The organism is Bartonella sp. AA56HLJMS, from assembly GCF_042197145.1.
Taxonomy (GTDB): domain Bacteria; phylum Pseudomonadota; class Alphaproteobacteria; order Rhizobiales; family Rhizobiaceae; genus Bartonella.
Genome location: NZ_JBHIRL010000011.1, coordinates 52,796 through 68,367, shown reverse-complemented (window position 1 = coordinate 68,367; position 15,572 = coordinate 52,796). Strand labels below are relative to the sequence as shown.

Annotated in this window: 14 protein-coding genes, 1 tRNA gene and 2 pseudogenes; 7 read left to right on the top strand and 10 right to left on the bottom strand. The window is 39.6% G+C overall.

Annotated elements, in window-relative coordinates; genetic code table 11:
• Positions 1 to 242 precede the first annotated feature (242 nt).
• The 3 genes and pseudogenes from dut (ACFINI_RS06990) to ACFINI_RS06980 form a co-directional block, all read right to left on the bottom strand.
• A pseudogene (dut, locus tag ACFINI_RS06990) lies at positions 243 to 720 on the bottom strand (dUTP diphosphatase).
• Positions 721 to 908: 188 nt separating this feature from the next.
• On the bottom strand, positions 909 to 1,439 hold the full coding sequence (gene dut / locus ACFINI_RS06985; protein ID WP_375621587.1) for a dUTP diphosphatase: 531 nt from the start codon (positions 1,437 to 1,439) through the stop codon (positions 909 to 911).
• 259 nt (positions 1,440 to 1,698) lie between these two features.
• Complete coding sequence (locus tag ACFINI_RS06980) at positions 1,699 to 2,508, bottom strand: VIT1/CCC1 transporter family protein (protein ID WP_375631977.1); 810 nt, start codon at positions 2,506 to 2,508, stop codon at positions 1,699 to 1,701.
• 1,075 nt (positions 2,509 to 3,583) lie between these two features.
• Between ACFINI_RS06980 and ACFINI_RS06975 the strand changes: the two genes are divergently transcribed.
• The 3 genes from ACFINI_RS06975 to ACFINI_RS06965 all read left to right on the top strand — a co-directional run bounded on the left by ACFINI_RS06975 (position 3,584) and on the right by ACFINI_RS06965 (position 5,774).
• A complete protein-coding gene (locus ACFINI_RS06975; protein WP_375647134.1) occupies positions 3,584 to 4,048 on the top strand; it encodes a hypothetical protein in 465 nt (154 codons plus the stop codon).
• On the top strand, positions 4,045 to 4,233 hold the full coding sequence (locus ACFINI_RS06970) for a hypothetical protein (RefSeq protein ID WP_375647132.1): 189 nt from the start codon (positions 4,045 to 4,047) through the stop codon (positions 4,231 to 4,233). Before ACFINI_RS06975 ends, ACFINI_RS06970 begins: the two co-directional genes overlap by 4 nt.
• A gap of 1,334 nt (positions 4,234 to 5,567) precedes the next feature.
• Positions 5,568 to 5,774 carry a hypothetical protein gene (locus tag ACFINI_RS06965; protein ID WP_375630961.1) on the top strand — a complete coding sequence of 69 codons (207 nt, stop codon included), beginning with the start codon at positions 5,568 to 5,570 and terminating at the stop codon, positions 5,772 to 5,774.
• A gap of 42 nt (positions 5,775 to 5,816) precedes the next feature.
• Here the strand turns inward: ACFINI_RS06965 and ACFINI_RS06960 are convergent, their stop codons facing one another.
• The 3 genes from ACFINI_RS06960 to ACFINI_RS06950 form a co-directional block, all read right to left on the bottom strand.
• Positions 5,817 to 6,341 (bottom strand): type II toxin-antitoxin system PemK/MazF family toxin, encoded by a 525-nt coding sequence (locus ACFINI_RS06960; protein ID WP_375613249.1) that lies wholly within the window; start codon positions 6,339 to 6,341, stop codon positions 5,817 to 5,819.
• A 298-nt stretch (positions 6,342 to 6,639) separates the two neighbouring features.
• On the bottom strand, positions 6,640 to 7,212 hold the full coding sequence (locus ACFINI_RS06955; protein WP_375647130.1) for a disulfide bond formation protein B: 573 nt from the start codon (positions 7,210 to 7,212) through the stop codon (positions 6,640 to 6,642).
• A 12-nt stretch (positions 7,213 to 7,224) separates the two neighbouring features.
• The gene (locus ACFINI_RS06950; RefSeq protein WP_375638304.1) at positions 7,225 to 7,830 is read right to left on the bottom strand and encodes a YqaA family protein; all 606 of its coding nucleotides are present in this window, start codon (positions 7,828 to 7,830) and stop codon (positions 7,225 to 7,227) included.
• A 222-nt stretch (positions 7,831 to 8,052) separates the two neighbouring features.
• On the opposite strand from ACFINI_RS06950, the gene ACFINI_RS06945 reads away from it, so the two are divergent.
• Together ACFINI_RS06945 and ACFINI_RS06940 are read left to right on the top strand one after the other, a co-directional pair.
• Positions 8,053 to 8,137 (top strand) — tRNA-Leu (locus ACFINI_RS06945).
• Between the two features lie 489 nt (positions 8,138 to 8,626).
• Positions 8,627 to 8,800 carry a hypothetical protein gene (locus ACFINI_RS06940; RefSeq protein WP_375647127.1) on the top strand — a complete coding sequence of 58 codons (174 nt, stop codon included), beginning with the start codon at positions 8,627 to 8,629 and terminating at the stop codon, positions 8,798 to 8,800.
• Positions 8,801 to 9,476: 676 nt separating this feature from the next.
• Here the strand turns inward: ACFINI_RS06940 and ACFINI_RS06935 are convergent.
• The 4 genes and pseudogenes from ACFINI_RS06935 to fumC (ACFINI_RS06920) all read right to left on the bottom strand — a co-directional run bounded on the left by ACFINI_RS06935 (position 9,477) and on the right by fumC (ACFINI_RS06920) (position 13,410).
• The gene (locus tag ACFINI_RS06935; RefSeq protein WP_375647122.1) at positions 9,477 to 10,364 is read right to left on the bottom strand and encodes an outer membrane protein; all 888 of its coding nucleotides are present in this window, start codon (positions 10,362 to 10,364) and stop codon (positions 9,477 to 9,479) included.
• A 626-nt stretch (positions 10,365 to 10,990) separates the two neighbouring features.
• Positions 10,991 to 11,162: pseudogene (fumC, locus tag ACFINI_RS06930) on the bottom strand (class II fumarate hydratase); the annotation flags it as partial.
• 534 nt (positions 11,163 to 11,696) lie between these two features.
• Positions 11,697 to 11,888, bottom strand: coding sequence for a hypothetical protein (locus tag ACFINI_RS06925; RefSeq protein WP_375611601.1), 192 nt, complete (start codon positions 11,886 to 11,888; stop codon positions 11,697 to 11,699).
• A 133-nt stretch (positions 11,889 to 12,021) separates the two neighbouring features.
• On the bottom strand, positions 12,022 to 13,410 hold the full coding sequence (fumC, locus tag ACFINI_RS06920; RefSeq protein ID WP_375611602.1) for a class II fumarate hydratase: 1,389 nt from the start codon (positions 13,408 to 13,410) through the stop codon (positions 12,022 to 12,024).
• Between the two features lie 227 nt (positions 13,411 to 13,637).
• Between fumC (ACFINI_RS06920) and groES the strand changes: the two genes are divergently transcribed.
• Both groES and groL read left to right on the top strand, forming a co-directional pair.
• The gene (groES, locus tag ACFINI_RS06915; protein ID WP_005774667.1) at positions 13,638 to 13,934 is read left to right on the top strand and encodes a co-chaperone GroES; all 297 of its coding nucleotides are present in this window, start codon (positions 13,638 to 13,640) and stop codon (positions 13,932 to 13,934) included.
• A gap of 58 nt (positions 13,935 to 13,992) precedes the next feature.
• Positions 13,993 to 15,572 (top strand): chaperonin GroEL (groL, locus tag ACFINI_RS06910; RefSeq protein WP_375647119.1); only part of this gene is annotated, 1,580 nt, incomplete at its 3' end.

Genomic DNA, 15,572 nt, shown 5'->3' with positions numbered 1-15,572 from the left:
AGTGTGTGAACGCTCAATGGTTAGTGCCAATGTTTTTGTTATGGGGGAGGGGTATCTGGTGATAATGAAGTTTTGTATAGTGCACGAGACGTAATTGAGAGATGCTTGTTTAGAGGTGCGTTTAGTGAAAAAACTTTGAAAGCAAATGCGCACTCCTTCTGCACTTTAAAAGCTCAAAGAATTTCCAGTGAAAGAGTGGTTGGGTATGTGTTATTTTGAGAGTAGCGATTTTTCAGAGCTTCTTAAGTGTGTCCCGTTGAACCAAAACCTCCTGTTCCACGGCTCTCGTTATGGCTTTGGGTATTTTGCTCTGGTTCAATGGCGCAAACATTAACTTGGGATACAGGGGCGATGACTGTTTGGGCAATGGCGCGCATGCCCCGTTTAAATGGAAAAGTCTTCTTGGCCTAAATTGATAAGAAAGAGTTTGACTTCACTTCCGGATAGTCACACTCAATCGTTCTTGGAGTGTTGAGGCATGTAATGCCCGTGTTTTAAGGCTAAGCCAGAGCGTGGACGGATGCGTGCTTCACAAGCCCCACGTGATAAATGAAAAATTGAGACCTGTTGGAATAAGTGTCCGCTGCTCAGGGGCAAGAACCAGTGTTTCTTCTTTACCAATTGCTGCTTGTAAATCCAAGACCAGCAGAACCAGCCGTTGTGTAGTGAGGAAGTTCTAAATCTTGTCCCAAGTGCAAGACACTGAACGGATAAAGTCAGGGGATGTGAAGATCGAGAAGAGACAGGAGAAGAGTAAGGATACTTGTTTAGAGGGGCGTTTAGTGAAAAAACTTTGAAAGCAAATGCGCACTCCTTGTGTACTTTAAAAGCCCAAGGGGTTTTAAGTGAAAGAGTGGTTGGAATAAGTGTGTGTGTTATTTTAAGGATAGCGATTTTTTCAGAGCTTCTTAAGTGTGTCCCGTTGAACCAAAACCTCCTGTTCCACGGCTCTCGTTATGGTTTTGGGTACTTTGCTCTGGTTCAATGGCGCAAACATTGACTTGGGATACGGGAGCGATGACTGTTTGGGCAATGCGCATGCCTCGTTGGATGGAAAAGTCTTCTTGTCCTAAATTGATAAGAAGGACTTTGACCTCACCACGGTAGTCACTATCAATCGTTCCTGGAGTGTTGAGGCATGTGATGCCGTGTTTTAAGGCTAAGCCAGAGCGTGGACGTATTTGTGCTTCAAACCCAAGAGATAAATGAAAAATGAGACCTGTTGGAATAAGCGCCCGCTGCCCAGGGGCAAGAACAAGCGTTTCTTCTTCTCCAATTGCTGCCCGTAGATCAAGACCCGCAGAACCCGCTGTCGCGTAGCAAGGAAGTTCTAAACCTTGTCCGTGTGCAAGACGCTGAACAAATAAAGTCTGGGCATGTGAAGATTGAGAAGAGACAGGATGATTGTTTAGAGAGGCGTTGGTTTCAGTGTGCGACATGATCGAGGCATTTCCAAAATATGAGGTCTAGAAGAAAATGATACTTTAACAAAAGATATCTATAAAACCAAGTCGATAAAGGTGTGTGGATATAGGTTGTCCCCAGAGCTTGCTTATCATCTCTTACTGACCTAAAATATTCCACAACACCACCTAACATTATCAATGGCATTTTTCAATAATGGCATCATCAAGGATGGCTTATGCCTAGGGGCATGCGCTTATTTGAGATCTAAATTGTGGTTACAGATAAGATTTTTTAGATACTACCGATAAGAATACCCGTGGCAAAAACCAGAGCTCCCCCAATGATGACCTGTAAAGAGGCGCGCCAAAAGGGAGTGGACATGTATTTGTTCTGAATCCAGACGATGGCGCCTAGTTCGAAAAAAACAATGATAAAAGCAATAATTGTCGCTACATAAAAAGAGTTGATCAAATAGGGAAGAGTATGACCTAGTCCTCCTAATGTTGTCATAATGCCGCTGGCAAGACCTCTTTTTAATGGCGAACCACGTCCTGATAATTTTCCGTCATCATGGGCTGCTTCTGTGAAACCCATTGAAAGCCCTGCACCAATTGAAGCTGAGAGCCCTATCAAAAAAGTTTGATGCGTGTCTCCCGTGGCAAAAGCTGCGGCAAAAATGGGGGCAAGGGTAGAGACAGAGCCATCCATTAACCCTGCAAGACCTGGTTGAATCCAAGTCAAAAGTGTTTGTCTTTGCGTTTTCGAAGGTTTTTTTATGGTGTGATTTGCCGCTGTTGTTTTTTGGGAGGGATGGCGGTTCTTGCCTTTCACAAGAGAAGTTTTGTCACATAATGAACCGATAGTGTTTGCACGATTATGGCAAGAAAGGCACAAAAGTTGCTTATAATTTTTAAGCTCTTGAAGCCCCATGGCGGTAAAAACCGCGGCTTCCTTAGAGGAATAAGGTTCTAGAGCTTTTGCATATTTTAAATAGAGCGCCGCATGTTGCTCTTTTAATTTGAGCGCTTTAAGTATCACGTTTTGTGCTGAACGAAAGGACAGAGCTTTACGTTGTACAAATGAAAAAAACGATCTCAACATTTTCTGTTCCTCTGCACTTTAGAATAATTCTAAAACATAAGAAAAATAAACCGAAAGTCAATCTAAAAGTTCAAAACTGAAAAATTGCAAAAAGGTTGCACTGAGAAAAAAGGTGATGGGATGCTGAGAAAGTACAAGGAGATTTATCAAATGGAGACGACAGGGGCGCATGAGAGAAATGATTACGTGAAAAAATTTAAGAGACAATGTGCTTTATTTTGCTAAAGGGGCGTTTGAATGGAGCATTTCAATGTATTGATGCTCGAGAATATAGGAAAGGAATAAGCTAGCATCATCATTCATTCGATGCGTTCAAAAGACTGTAACAGCTCTTAGAATTTGAAATGATTCTTTAAAGGAGATCTTTATTCAAGGGATAAAAGCCCATTTCGCGAGGGGGCCCCCGTGAAGAGTATAGAAGGGTAGAGCGGCAAAATTTCCATGAAATAATATAAACTCCATTGAGTCTTCTTAATCTTTACGCTTCATAAAAGAGCAAGCCGGCATCATCATACACCTTAGCTCCCAGTGTTGCGACAGTCTTTAGCACTGTTCATTATAGGCATGACATTTTATTGTACAGTTTTACGCCACTCATTCTGCTTGTGGAGGTGTAAGACAGTATTCTTATGATATTTACGCGCATTTTAGCGTTGTTACAGCTTTTGCATTTAGGTGGATTTGTTAGCGTGTAACGAATTATCTTTTGTGCTGTGATTGCAGGGGCAGGTTTAAGGGTGGGGGTGCATAAATGAAAGAGATATTACCATATCAAATTGTTTGATCACGCATAAAAATTTATGCTTTATGAAGGGGCATTTATCGCCTTGTAACTTGCCTGATATCTTGTATGAAAGCCCAAAATTCAGTAGGATTCCTCTCACTTCAAAACTTCTTATCTTAAATCAATTCAAATCATTTTCTTGTGTATCACAAGGAGGAGTGTGGGTGCTGTGTTTTTATTTAAAGTATGGGATGAGTTGAAATGTGAAAAGTGCATAATCTCTACACGTTAACAAACGTTTTTGATGTTTTTAAAAAAGAGCGAAATTGTGCAGAAAAAAAGGGAGCATATATGGAAAATAGTGATGGTTTGAAATTTTGGCGGCTTTCTGAAAAACTAACAATACTGCAGGCAGCGCTTTTAATAGTTGGATTAAATCCAGGAAAGTATTTGTTTGTCAACAAATTAGAACCAGAAAAAAGTGATATTTACGAAGATAACCTTTCCGTATCATCAGAGAAAACTGCTAATTTCCGTGCAGCCTATCATGCTATCGTTCAAGCGGGAAAAAGCAATCGATTAGAGATAGAATGGTCGTACTATAATTTTTCGGATTTTATAGATGCAGATTCCTCATATGTTCGCGTTGATGATTTAAAAGAATGGCTTTCATCGCGTGGTCTGTACCCTCCATTTTTTTCCCTGAGGATGATTCTGCTGAGACTAAGGATCAGAAATATTATGCGTTTCAAGATCCAACGCATCCACGTTATGCTCCAAAGCTTGCTGCTATTGTTGCAGCATGGGAAGCGGTGAGTGAGGCTGAGGGTGGTAAAACTGTTAAAGGAACGCTTATAAAGTGGCTTAGTGAACATGCCGTTCAGTACAAGTTGGTGGATGATAATAATTTACCAAGAGAGAAGCTCATTGAGGAATTAGCGGCTGTTGCGAATTGGGAACCTACCGGAGGGGCTCCTAAGACACCTGCCAGCTCTCTTTGATCAAAAGAAAAAAAATAAAAGATCACTAAAATTGTGCTGCTTTTTTTGATAATTTTGAAGGTAATCTCTTTTTCTGGGGGAGATTTTTACTTTTCTTCCCTGGATTATAAGTAATTGTTTTTCAATAAAAATAATTTTTATAGTGTTCCTCTGACTGTTCAGGCGGGGGAAAATAGACATTTTGGGGCAGTAAAATTTACCCTGTAGTTTTCGTAACTTACCTCTCTATTTTTGTTTGATTTTTTTGGGCATTTTAAAATCCAAATCAATTAAAATGGAGTGCAACATGATTAAAGTTAATCTTTTTTTTACTATGCGTAAAAGTGTGAAAATTTTTCGAGGAAATGTACGGATATTTGGCAATGTGTTGCGGATGAGGTGGTACATAAATCGTTTAGAGTAGGTGTATTGTCGTGTTGGTTAAAGTTTGAACTTACCCTTGTTATGGAAAAGGTCAAAGCTGAGCGTCATGTGCGCTCTCCATAAAGAAATCTTGTCATCTATGAGCGAATGAGGATTTCTCTTGAAAAATTTGCACAATAGTAAAACTCGTTAGCAAAACCCGTTCTTTGGCGTAACAAAAAGGATGTCATAAATGATTATCTCATCATAAATATGCTTTAAGAATAACCCTTGCGTGGCGAAAGTCTATGGCGTAGTCGCTATAGACTTTTGCTCCGTGTGTGGTGATCAATGCTCTTGTTTATCTCTTGTCAATGCAAGTGCCCATGAAAGTGATGGGTGTCTATTGTTCCATTGTGATGCTTGGTTGTTCATGTTTAGAAACGACAAGTGTATTAAATGTGATAGGGTTGATAGAAAGGAAAACGTATCCTGTAAAAATAGGTGTGTCTTTAAAATAAAGCTGATAAACGAAATTATTTTTTTATCTACCTTTTATATGGTGAGAAAAAAGGCATTCAAAGTGCAAGCATAAGCAGTTCAGCAGTAAATCCCAAAATAGCTTAACATATATCGTTTTTCGGAGAAGAGGGAAGAAAATCTATCTGCAAAAGCTATGTTAGCTCGTGTGACCGGTGAAATAATGTGGTTAGGGCAATAAACAATTGTTTTTGGTGAAGAGATAGAAATCGGTTGGGTGTTGATTTCTGGTTTATTAGAGAATTTTCTTTGTTATCTCGTAAAATACAATCGTTTGAGGTGTGGTCATATAAAGCGAAGCTTTTTTTCAATCTTGGAAAGATATTCCCATTGCGGAAAATCATATAAAGTTTAAGCAACGGCAGCACGATTTTTTGTGCAATGAAATGATAAGTATGTACAATATCTCGGTAATCTCCATGGGAAACTTTACCGGATCCAAGGTGTGGATATTGTCTTCTGCTTACCCCAAATCGCAGATATTTCAAAACAACAACGGTGGAGCAAAACAACAACGGTGGAGAATGAATGTTGGATATGTTCTAGGGAAGGTTGCAAAAAATGGCAGTTTTCAAAAAAATACCAAAAATGACGAAAGGAGCGGTTTCCCACTCCTTCGTTCCTATCTCCCCTTGCGGGGAAGCGGCCACCATTACTGATGCCGTGTATGGTGATATAGATACACTTATTTTTCTCAAAAGTCAATAGTGTAAATGCGGTAAATATTTAAGCATCAGAGCTACAACTTTATGAAAATCTTCGCAGGATAATCTTGGAACGGTACGTGAGCAACTTAAACGACTTACAGAAACTGTTGTGACATAATTGCAGATAATCCATGCTTTTTTATTCTCTATGGGAGATTGTATTGGATACGCAGCGGGATTATTGGGTTGTGATTTCGTTGAAAAAGGTAAAACTGTCACATTTCCATATAATTTTGCATTCTTAGAAAGCACTAAAACAGGCCGCTTTTTCCAAAATTCAGGGAGTATCGAATCATGAGGAAAATCACACCAAAAAACTTGCCTGATGCGTGGTGCCGATTTGATTCGTGGTTTTATATGAGGTGGTTTTTCGTAAGGCGCATTTAAATCCCTTTCTTTTATATGCTCACGCCATGCATTATGATCATGTTCCATCATAACACATGGTTCTTCAAGTTTGGTTATATCTAAGGAAATAGGTGATAGGGTAGAAGGCTCTGTGTTCTTATCTTCAGCCATAGCAGACCATTTATATTTATTGGTCCCCTCACTTATTATTTTACGGCTTTTCTATCACGAGTTTTTATCAAAATGTTGCTTATAAGTACAGAGAGGTGAAACCATAAAATGGATGTATCTGCTTATTTTTGTCTTTTGAGTACAACGCTAGAGGAGGGATGTTGGTGACTCGTTGGTGTGGGTGGGTTGGTTTGGCGGTGGGTGGTTTTGGGTGGGGATTGGTGACTGGAGGGTTGGTTGGTTAGAGGGGAAGCTATTGGAGAGAACGAGTGCACGCGGTTTCGTTTCTATTTTATGGTTAGAGTTTTTTATGGACTGAAAGAATTCCTTTTGAAGCGATATAGAGGCTTATAAGGGAGAAAAATAGGCTTGAGACGACATTCCAACCGGCAAATGAGAGAAAAAGAAAGCGTGCGGATGCTTCAGAACAAGAAGGGGGATGAATGTTGTTTAATTGGTTAAGCAGCTGGTTAATGTCTGAGGTTTTTCTGACTGCGCTTAAACCACAGCTGAGGGGAGCTGCCCAAAAGCCATATTCAACACCCGCATGATAAACGGCTAAAACAAGGCTGATGCACATTAAGACAAAAACACACAAAAATAAAAGTTGTATCCAAGCAGTTATGCGAAAAAAACATGCCCCAAAACCTGCTAAGAGCAAAAATGGTATGGCACCATAATAGGGAAAACGCTCTATGAGACATAAATCGCAAGGAAGATATCCTCCGAAATATTCAAAACCAAGGGCAATCCCTATTGTGGCAGACAAGCAAAAAGCGAGAAAAAAAGCCCATAAACTTTGTTCTTTTCTGCTGGGTTCAAGATGAAGGTGTTTGTGTAAAAGTGGGTGAGAAGACAAAACGCATGCCATTAAGTCTGTTCCTTATAAAAGCTTCCTGTTTAAAAAAGCTATGAAAATCCCATAAATTAAAAGGAGGCTAACACAACCAATGAGAACAATCCATTTAAAATGCTGTACTAGAAAATTCATTGCTTTTTGCCCAAAATGTTTAATCAGCCACGCGAGAAGATAAAAACGAGCGCCTCTGGAAAAAATACAAATAAGAATGAAAAATTCAAGACGCACACTCATAACACCGGCCAAAATTGTGACAATCTTGATGGGGGGAAGATGAAAAAAACCTGATGTTATCAGTAAAATGATGAGAAACTGCAGGGTTGCACTATTTTTCAGAGATTCAAAACTTTCAACCTTACCATAAATTTCTAAAATGGGTTTGGCAAGGGTATCATAGGCAAAATGTCCGATAAACCAACCGGCAATGCCTCCTAATACAGAACAGATTGTCGCAATCAAAGCATAGCGATAAACCCGCTTTTGATGGATAAGAAGCATCGGAATATATAAAACATCTATGGGAATTGGAAAAACAGAACTTTCAATAAAGGCAATGAAACCAAGCCAGTGTGGTGCTGTACGCCGATTTGCTAAAGAAATCGTCCAAAGCTTTAATTTGTTTAATATCATGAGGCTTTTTATAAGTTTAAGAGGTAAAGACTTTACAAATGAGATTGCTATAAATCCGGTAGAGAAATCCAATAAAGAAAGTATTTCATAAAATAGATAAGAAAATGATATGAATTCTTAAAAAATGAGAAGTCTTCTGTTGACGAATCTGTTCTTCTTCATATAGTGCAAAGGAATAATCGACAAGTCTGTCTTTTATAGTCCTGTCTTTTATAGCAGTGTGCGGGTGTGGTGGAACTGGTAGACGCGCCAGACTCAAAATCTGGTTCCGAGAGGAGTGTCGGTTCGAGTCCGACCACCCGCACCACTTCATAAATATTTTCCTTTATCCTATTATGGCGCATCACGTTGTTTTATAAAACATGGGGGTTATAAAACGTGGGATTTATAGACCGTATTCAATGTTTTGTATGTTGAATGAAAAACATTGAATACGGTAGGATTCTTTCATTTCAAGTCTGTTTATAGTAAATCAACTAAAATCATGTCGCTTGTACGTTACAAGCTAGATGAGCTCGCGTGGAGTGAAATTTTACAAAAAATGAATAAAAATGCCTCTTATGAACCGTTTCAAGGGCATCATTGGAGGTTAAAGTGTATGATGGATGGGGGGGGGTGCCTGCTTGCACTTTTATGAAGTGTAGAGATGGTGCTCTATAGATTTTATATTCTTGTAGGTGCTGTCGCAAAATGGGCTTGAGGGTTTTGAGAGCTGTTTCTTTAAAACACGCATGTGAATTGGCAACCCAAGTGTCTTGAATTTTAGTGTGTTTGGTTTGAAGCGTTGTCGTATGACATGAGGGGCGTGATCGCCAAAAAGATATGTGAGCAACAAAAGCATGGGGTAGTGCGTAATCTCCACTCTTTAAAAGACAGGAGCATGAGAGGCTTAAAAGATTATGCTTTAGAGGCTTTTGAAAGTCGTAAAGCAGAGGGAAATGGTAAGATTGGAAATTGGTTTTTACCTTGACAACTTCATGTGCTCCCTAAATGAAGCTGTCTCCCCGTTATAGAAATTACATAAACAGAGAACCGCAATATCCTCTCTCCACTCTGGCATACAATAGCGGTAAAATACTGTCGTTTGAAGTGTGGTCATATAGGGCATACTTCCTTGAAACGTTACAGTATTTTTTTCGGTGTGTGTTGGATATTCTTCAGTGTTTGTCTTGCTTGAGATTTAAGGGCATTCCATGAGGAGGAACCCAAAGAAGCCCGCCCAATATCCCCCAAGAGTCTCCAAGGGTTTTTGTGCTTTTATAAACGGACATGGTGTTTAAAAATGGGTGTTTAGAATCTTTATCCTTTAAGAGCGGGGAGGCCAAGTCAACATCATCTTATAAAACTGCAATTGATGCACAATATCCATATTTATTTTAAAGAAATATCTCTTAAATAACGGCTCTCATTTATTTTACGATGGCGCCCAGTGGTATGATGGTAAAGCTTTATATTCCAAAGGCATTACATGAAAGGCTGAGAGGATAGGAGCTTGCTTTAAGAGAGGGAGAGGCTTTATTGTTTCGTGACTATTTGTTTAAAGTTTAGTACAGGTTTTTAGAATCTACGTCTTTTTAGGGGGAAAGGGGCATTAAAAAACCCCGTTTTTAACAGGGTTTTTTAATCGTTCAATTTTTCTACAAAACTTAGAATTTATAAGCGATACCAAAGCGAACATCATGCGTTTGAGAAGAGATTTTAAGGTTATCGTTTGCAAATTTCTTTTTAAAAAAATCTGAATAACGATATTCTGTCCGCATAATGATATTATCTGTCATTGCAAGATCAAAACCACCACCAACAGTGTAACCAAACATTGTTTTTGTCTCATCTAACACATTGCCAGAAGCAAAAATTGTCGAATCTTCTTGCGATTTTGATAAAAGTGACATGATATATTGCATCTGTCTATAGGCTATACCCCCTGCAATATAAGGCATAAGACGATGGGAAGCAAAACCTATACGCGCGCGCGTGGCACCAGACCACGTTTCTTTCAATGTTACACTGCTAACAATAATGTCACCATAGTTGGATATCGTTTCACCCTGAGCTGCAGGTTTTATGATAGGAATCCCAGCTTTTTTAAAGGCAATGTTAATGGAGTTTGATTCATCTAGAATTTTCTTTCCATTGTCTGTTTGGGTGCTTTTCCTCCCAGACCAGACCATGTCGGTATCAAAACTGAAAACAAGATCTCCCAGATCAATATTAGAACCTGCATACAAACCTGCTCTCAATCCTGATAGTTTCGGTGATAAATCTCTATCAACCAAAGCCCATTTTCCGTCCCTGGCTTCTTGTGCGTAATTTAGAGTATTTTTATTGGAAAAATATCCAATTTGTCCTCCAAAATAAAAACCAGACCAAGAAAAAGGCGCAGAAACAGTAACCGGTGAAATACGTGACGATGAAACATCTTGCAATGAAACCTTCGGTTCTGATTGCTTAAAGATTACCGTATCTGCTGCTTGCGCTGTTGAAGCGGTAATGAAGGTGAAAATAGATAGTGCAACTAAACATTTTGTTTTCATAAAAACGTCCCCAATTTATTTCAGATACAAATCGTATTATATACGAATTGGTTAAAAAAATCTATACTTAATATCATTATGAAAACTAAAACACTCAAAAACTCTATAATTATCCATATTTAAGCGTTCTTGAAACTTGTTTTCATGCTATTATCCCGCGGTTATATTGATTTTTCAGGATTTTTTTATACGCCTTCAGTGTTCTCTGTGTTTTAGAAAAAATTATAGTATAGTAAACAAGCTTTTTACTTATTAAAAAAACATTATTTTATATATATTAAAACACTTTTTGTTATTAAATGTATTATCCATTATGATTGACATCAATGTGCTTACATATTCAATTGATCGTAAAAAATGCATATTGGCACCATCATATTCTTTGCTCGTTTCTGATATTGCATAGCTTTGTATTGCGATAGCCTTTTGAGCACTTGAGGGGATGAGCGACTTTATTTCTTTTTTATCTATATGCCACTTTTGCTTATGATAATCCAAGCGAATAGTTTTGATTGATTGAATGGAATACGAAGAATAAGAAGGAGTAAAGTGCGAGAATCTCAAGTCTCATGAGGTTTCTTATGCGCCATGTAAAACGGATAAACTCTCCGTTCCGTTCACTTAAAGCCAGAACGTGGATGAGAGCCTAAAAACTGAAAGTCGTTGGCGATTTTAAAGAGATTAGCGCGTGCCATTCAGGTTTTTGTGGAAATGGGTGAGGGCGCTATAATGGGCAAATGCCTCCAATTTCTTGCGAGCTGTCAAGGATATCCCCGTTAGAGAGCTGATTGTTTCAGCAGCTGTTCCTCTATTGAGCACCCCCATCTTCACGCTTCATAAAAGAGACATTTCTCAATGTTCCTAAACCCATTTCATGACAGCGATTGTGAATGGTATAATAGATAAATCTATTGAGCACCTCTTTTACGCTTCATAAAGGAGCAAGCCGGTACCATTACTATATTTGCCAGTTCGTGGGGTGTTGTGACAGTCCTTGGCACTTGAGGTGGTTCATTAGAGGCGTTTGTAGTCCTTATCGGATACAATTTCTATTCACATATTCATTGCGTTTGTGATGTGCAAGTCAGTGATTTTGATTGATGCAACATGGGACCGATTTAAAATGAGAAAATCTTACGGTCTTTAGGATTCTCGTTCAATATGGATAACGCTAGATTATCATTATAAATAAACACATTATCTCATTGAGATAAGAGTTATCTACCCAATGTTATCAATAATGATAACATTGTAAAGCGTAACTACGATGAATTCATTAATCTTTTTATACTTCGATTGAAATTATGTCTATTAATACCGATTTTTTTGAGCTCATTCTGTTTGGTTGATAGCTAATAGATTTTCAAAATCAAAACGCGAAGCTAGAATGAAAAACACCTTAAGGTCATATCCATTTAAATCACTTTCTGCCAGTATAGCCATTGGGTGTTGAGCTATGACTATCCATGCCTTTGCAAAACCGTTGTGCCTTTTAAGTACAATATAAGCAACAAAACCACCCATAGCATAAATGCGGCTCAGAGCCTAAAATGAACGCTGTGGGTAATTGTTATCGGTCATCATCGGGGTGTAAACACCCCGATCTTTTGACAGAAAGATTTGTTTTAAGATGTTTGCATCTTTTTTAGTGGGTTGTTTATTGGGGAGCAATCATCTTTTTAGGATCAACTAATCGGTCATAATCCTCTACAAAAACACCTGCTTTTAATGCTTCGGTGCGCAAAGTTGTATCATTTTTATGCGCTGCTTTGGCAATTTCAGCAGCTTTTTCATAGCCAATTTCTGGTGCAAGAGCTGTGACTAACATGAGTGAGCGCTCCATGAGTGAGTGAATATGAACACGATTGGCTCGTAATCCTTGAATGCAATGCATATCAAAAGAACGCATGCAATCACCAAGAAGGGTAATTGATTGTAAAACGTTATAGCCAATAACAGGTTTATAAACGTTGAGTTCAAAATGTCCTTGGCTTGCGGCAAAGGTTACGCTGGTGTGATTACCAAAAACTTGGCATGCGACCATGGTTAAGGCTTCACATTGCGTGGGGTTGACTTTGCCGGGCATAATAGAAGAGCCTGGTTCATTTTCAGGAAGACTGAGTTCCCCTAAACCGGAACGTGGACCAGAGCCTAAAAACCGAATGTCATTGGCAATTTTAAACAGATCAGCAGCGAGAGCATTCAAGCTCCCGTGGAAATGCGCAAGGGCACCATGATGGGCAAGTGCTTCAAATTTATTGCTGGCAGTTTGGAACGTTATTTCTGTGAGAGTGCTCACTGTTTGCGCAAAAGCAACGTCAAAACCTTTTGGCGCATTCAGCCCTGTGCCAACAGCCGTACCACCTTGAGCAAGCATTTGGACATCGGTTAGAGCATTTTCAATACGCTGAAAATTGGCTTCTAATGCGGCACGATAGCCTGAAAATTCTTGCCCTAAGGTTAAAGGGGTTGCATCTTGCGTATGGGTGCGGCCGATTTTAATGATATCTGCAAATTCTTGCTCTTTTTGTTTTAATGTCGCAATAAGAGCTTCAAGGATTGGCAGTAAGTGTTGGCGTGTTTGCAACGTGGTGGCAATGTGAAGCGCCGTGGGAAAGGAATCGTTCGATGATTGGCTCATGTTGACATGGTCATTGGGATGAACTGGTTTTTTGCTTCCAAGTTTTCCTCCCAAAATCTTACTAGCACGATTAGCAATGACTTCATTGACATTCATATTGCTTTGTGTGCCAGAACCTGTTTGCCAGACGGACAGTGGAAAATGCGTATCAAAATCGCCAGCAAGCACTTCATCAGCGGCGGCAATAATTGCTTTTCCAATATTTTCTGGTAGTTTTCCTTTGCCCATATTTACAATCGCTGCTGCTTTTTTGACAAGGACTAAGGCATAGATGATGGCAAGAGGCTGCTTTTCACTGCCAATATTAAAATTATGCAGAGAACGTTCAGTTTGTGCGCCCCAATAACGATCTTGACGTACCGAAATCGTTCCAAAGCTATCCGTTTCCTGACGTGTTTCAACCATGATAAGATCCTTTTTTGTTCACGGGTTCTCAAAAAAGATAGATAACGCGAAAGTGCAATAAGAGGCAAGACTTTGAAGCTTCATTTAGAGAAATTATTTTTATGGCTATTCTTGACATTGAGAGATGCCGATTTTATATCTAACACATGCTAGCACTCGTAATTTGAGAGTGCTAGCAAGAACTTTTAAGATTAATTCAATTATGTTCAGTTTTAAGGATTTAAAACATGGCTAATATACAATTCCGCCCACTTCACGACCGTGTCGTTGTCCGTCGGGTTGAATCTGAAAATAAAACGGCTGGTGGGATTATCATCCCTGATACAGCAAAAGAAAAACCCCAAGAAGGCGAAGTGATTGCTGTTGGCAATGGCGCTCTCGATGATAACGGAAAGCGCGTGCCTTTAGAAGTCAAAACAGGAGACCGTATTTTGTTTGGAAAATGGTCTGGAACTGAAGTCAAGATTAATGGGGAAGACCTCCTCATCATGAAAGAATCTGACATTATGGGAATTATGGGCTAATTGAAGCACTTAGTTTTTCATTGTGTACTATTTTGAGAAAACTCCAAGGAGAAATTAAATGGCTGCTAAAGAAGTCAAATTTGGCCGTGAAGCGCGTGAGCGTTTGTTGCGCGGTGTCGACATCCTTGCTAATGCTGTTAAGGTGACACTCGGCCCTAAAGGTCGCAATGTGGTGATTGATAAATCATTCGGTGCGCCTCGTATCACAAAAGATGGTGTATCCGTTGCAAAGGAAATCGAACTGGAAGATAAGTTCGAAAATATGGGTGCACAAATGTTGCGCGAAGTTGCTTCTAAAACCAATGATATCGCTGGTGATGGAACAACAACAGCAACTGTTTTAGGACAAGCTATTGTGCAAGAAGGTGTTAAAGCTGTTGCTGCGGGCATGAACCCAATGGATCTTAAACGTGGGATTGATGCTGCTGTTGAAGAAGTGGTGGCAAACCTCTTCAAAAAAGCAAAAAAAATCCAAACTTCAGCAGAAATTGCACAGGTGGGAACAATTTCCGCTAATGGCGCTGCTGAAATCGGTAAAATGATCGCTGATGCTATGGAAAAAGTGGGCAATGAAGGCGTCATTACCGTGGAAGAAGCTAAAACCGCTGAAACGGAATTAGAAGTCGTTGAAGGAATGCAATTTGACCGTGGGTATCTTTCCCCTTATTTTGTCACAAATGCTGAGAAAATGGTCGCTGATCTTGATGATCCTTACATTCTCATTCACGAAAAGAAATTGTCTAATTTGCAATCTCTTCTTCCTGTGCTTGAAGCTGTTGTTCAGTCTGGAAAACCACTTCTCATTATCGCTGAAGATGTGGAAGGTGAAGCTTTGGCAACGCTCGTTGTCAACAAATTGCGTGGTGGTTTGAAAATTGCTGCTGTAAAAGCTCCTGGATTTGGTGACCGTCGTAAAGCAATGTTAGAGGATATCGCTATCTTGACATCCGGACAGGTTATTTCTGAAGATGTGGGCATTAAACTTGAAAATGTCACTTTGGATATGCTTGGACGTGCAAAGAAAGTGAATATTTCTAAAGAAAACACCACCATTATTGATGGTGCTGGACAAAAGGCTGAAATTACTGCTCGCGTCAATCAAATCAAGGCTCAGATTGAAGAAACAACTTCTGACTATGACCGTGAAAAATTGCAAGAAAGACTTGCTAAACTCGCTGGTGGTGTTGCTGTTATCCGTGTGGGTGGTGCAACAGAAGTTGAAGTGAAAGAAAAGAAAGACCGTGTTGATGATGCTTTGAATGCAACACGTGCTGCTGTTGAAGAAGGTATTGTTGCTGGTGGTGGTACCGCATTGTTGCGTGCAGCAAATGCGTTGACCGTTAAGGGAAGTAATCCTGACCAAGAAGCTGGTATTAGTATCGTTCGTCGTGCTCTACAAGCACCAGCGCGCCAGATTGCAAGCAATGCTGGTGAAGAAGCCGCTATTATTGTGGGCAAAGTGCTGGAAAATAATGCTGACACTTATGGTTACAATACCGCAACTGGTGAATTCGGTGATTTGATTGCTTTGGGAATTGTTGATCCTGTGAAAGTTGTGCGCTCTGCTCTTCAGAATGCGGCTTCAATTGCGAGCCTTCTGATCACAACAGAAGCAATGGTTGCTGAAGTTCCAAAGAA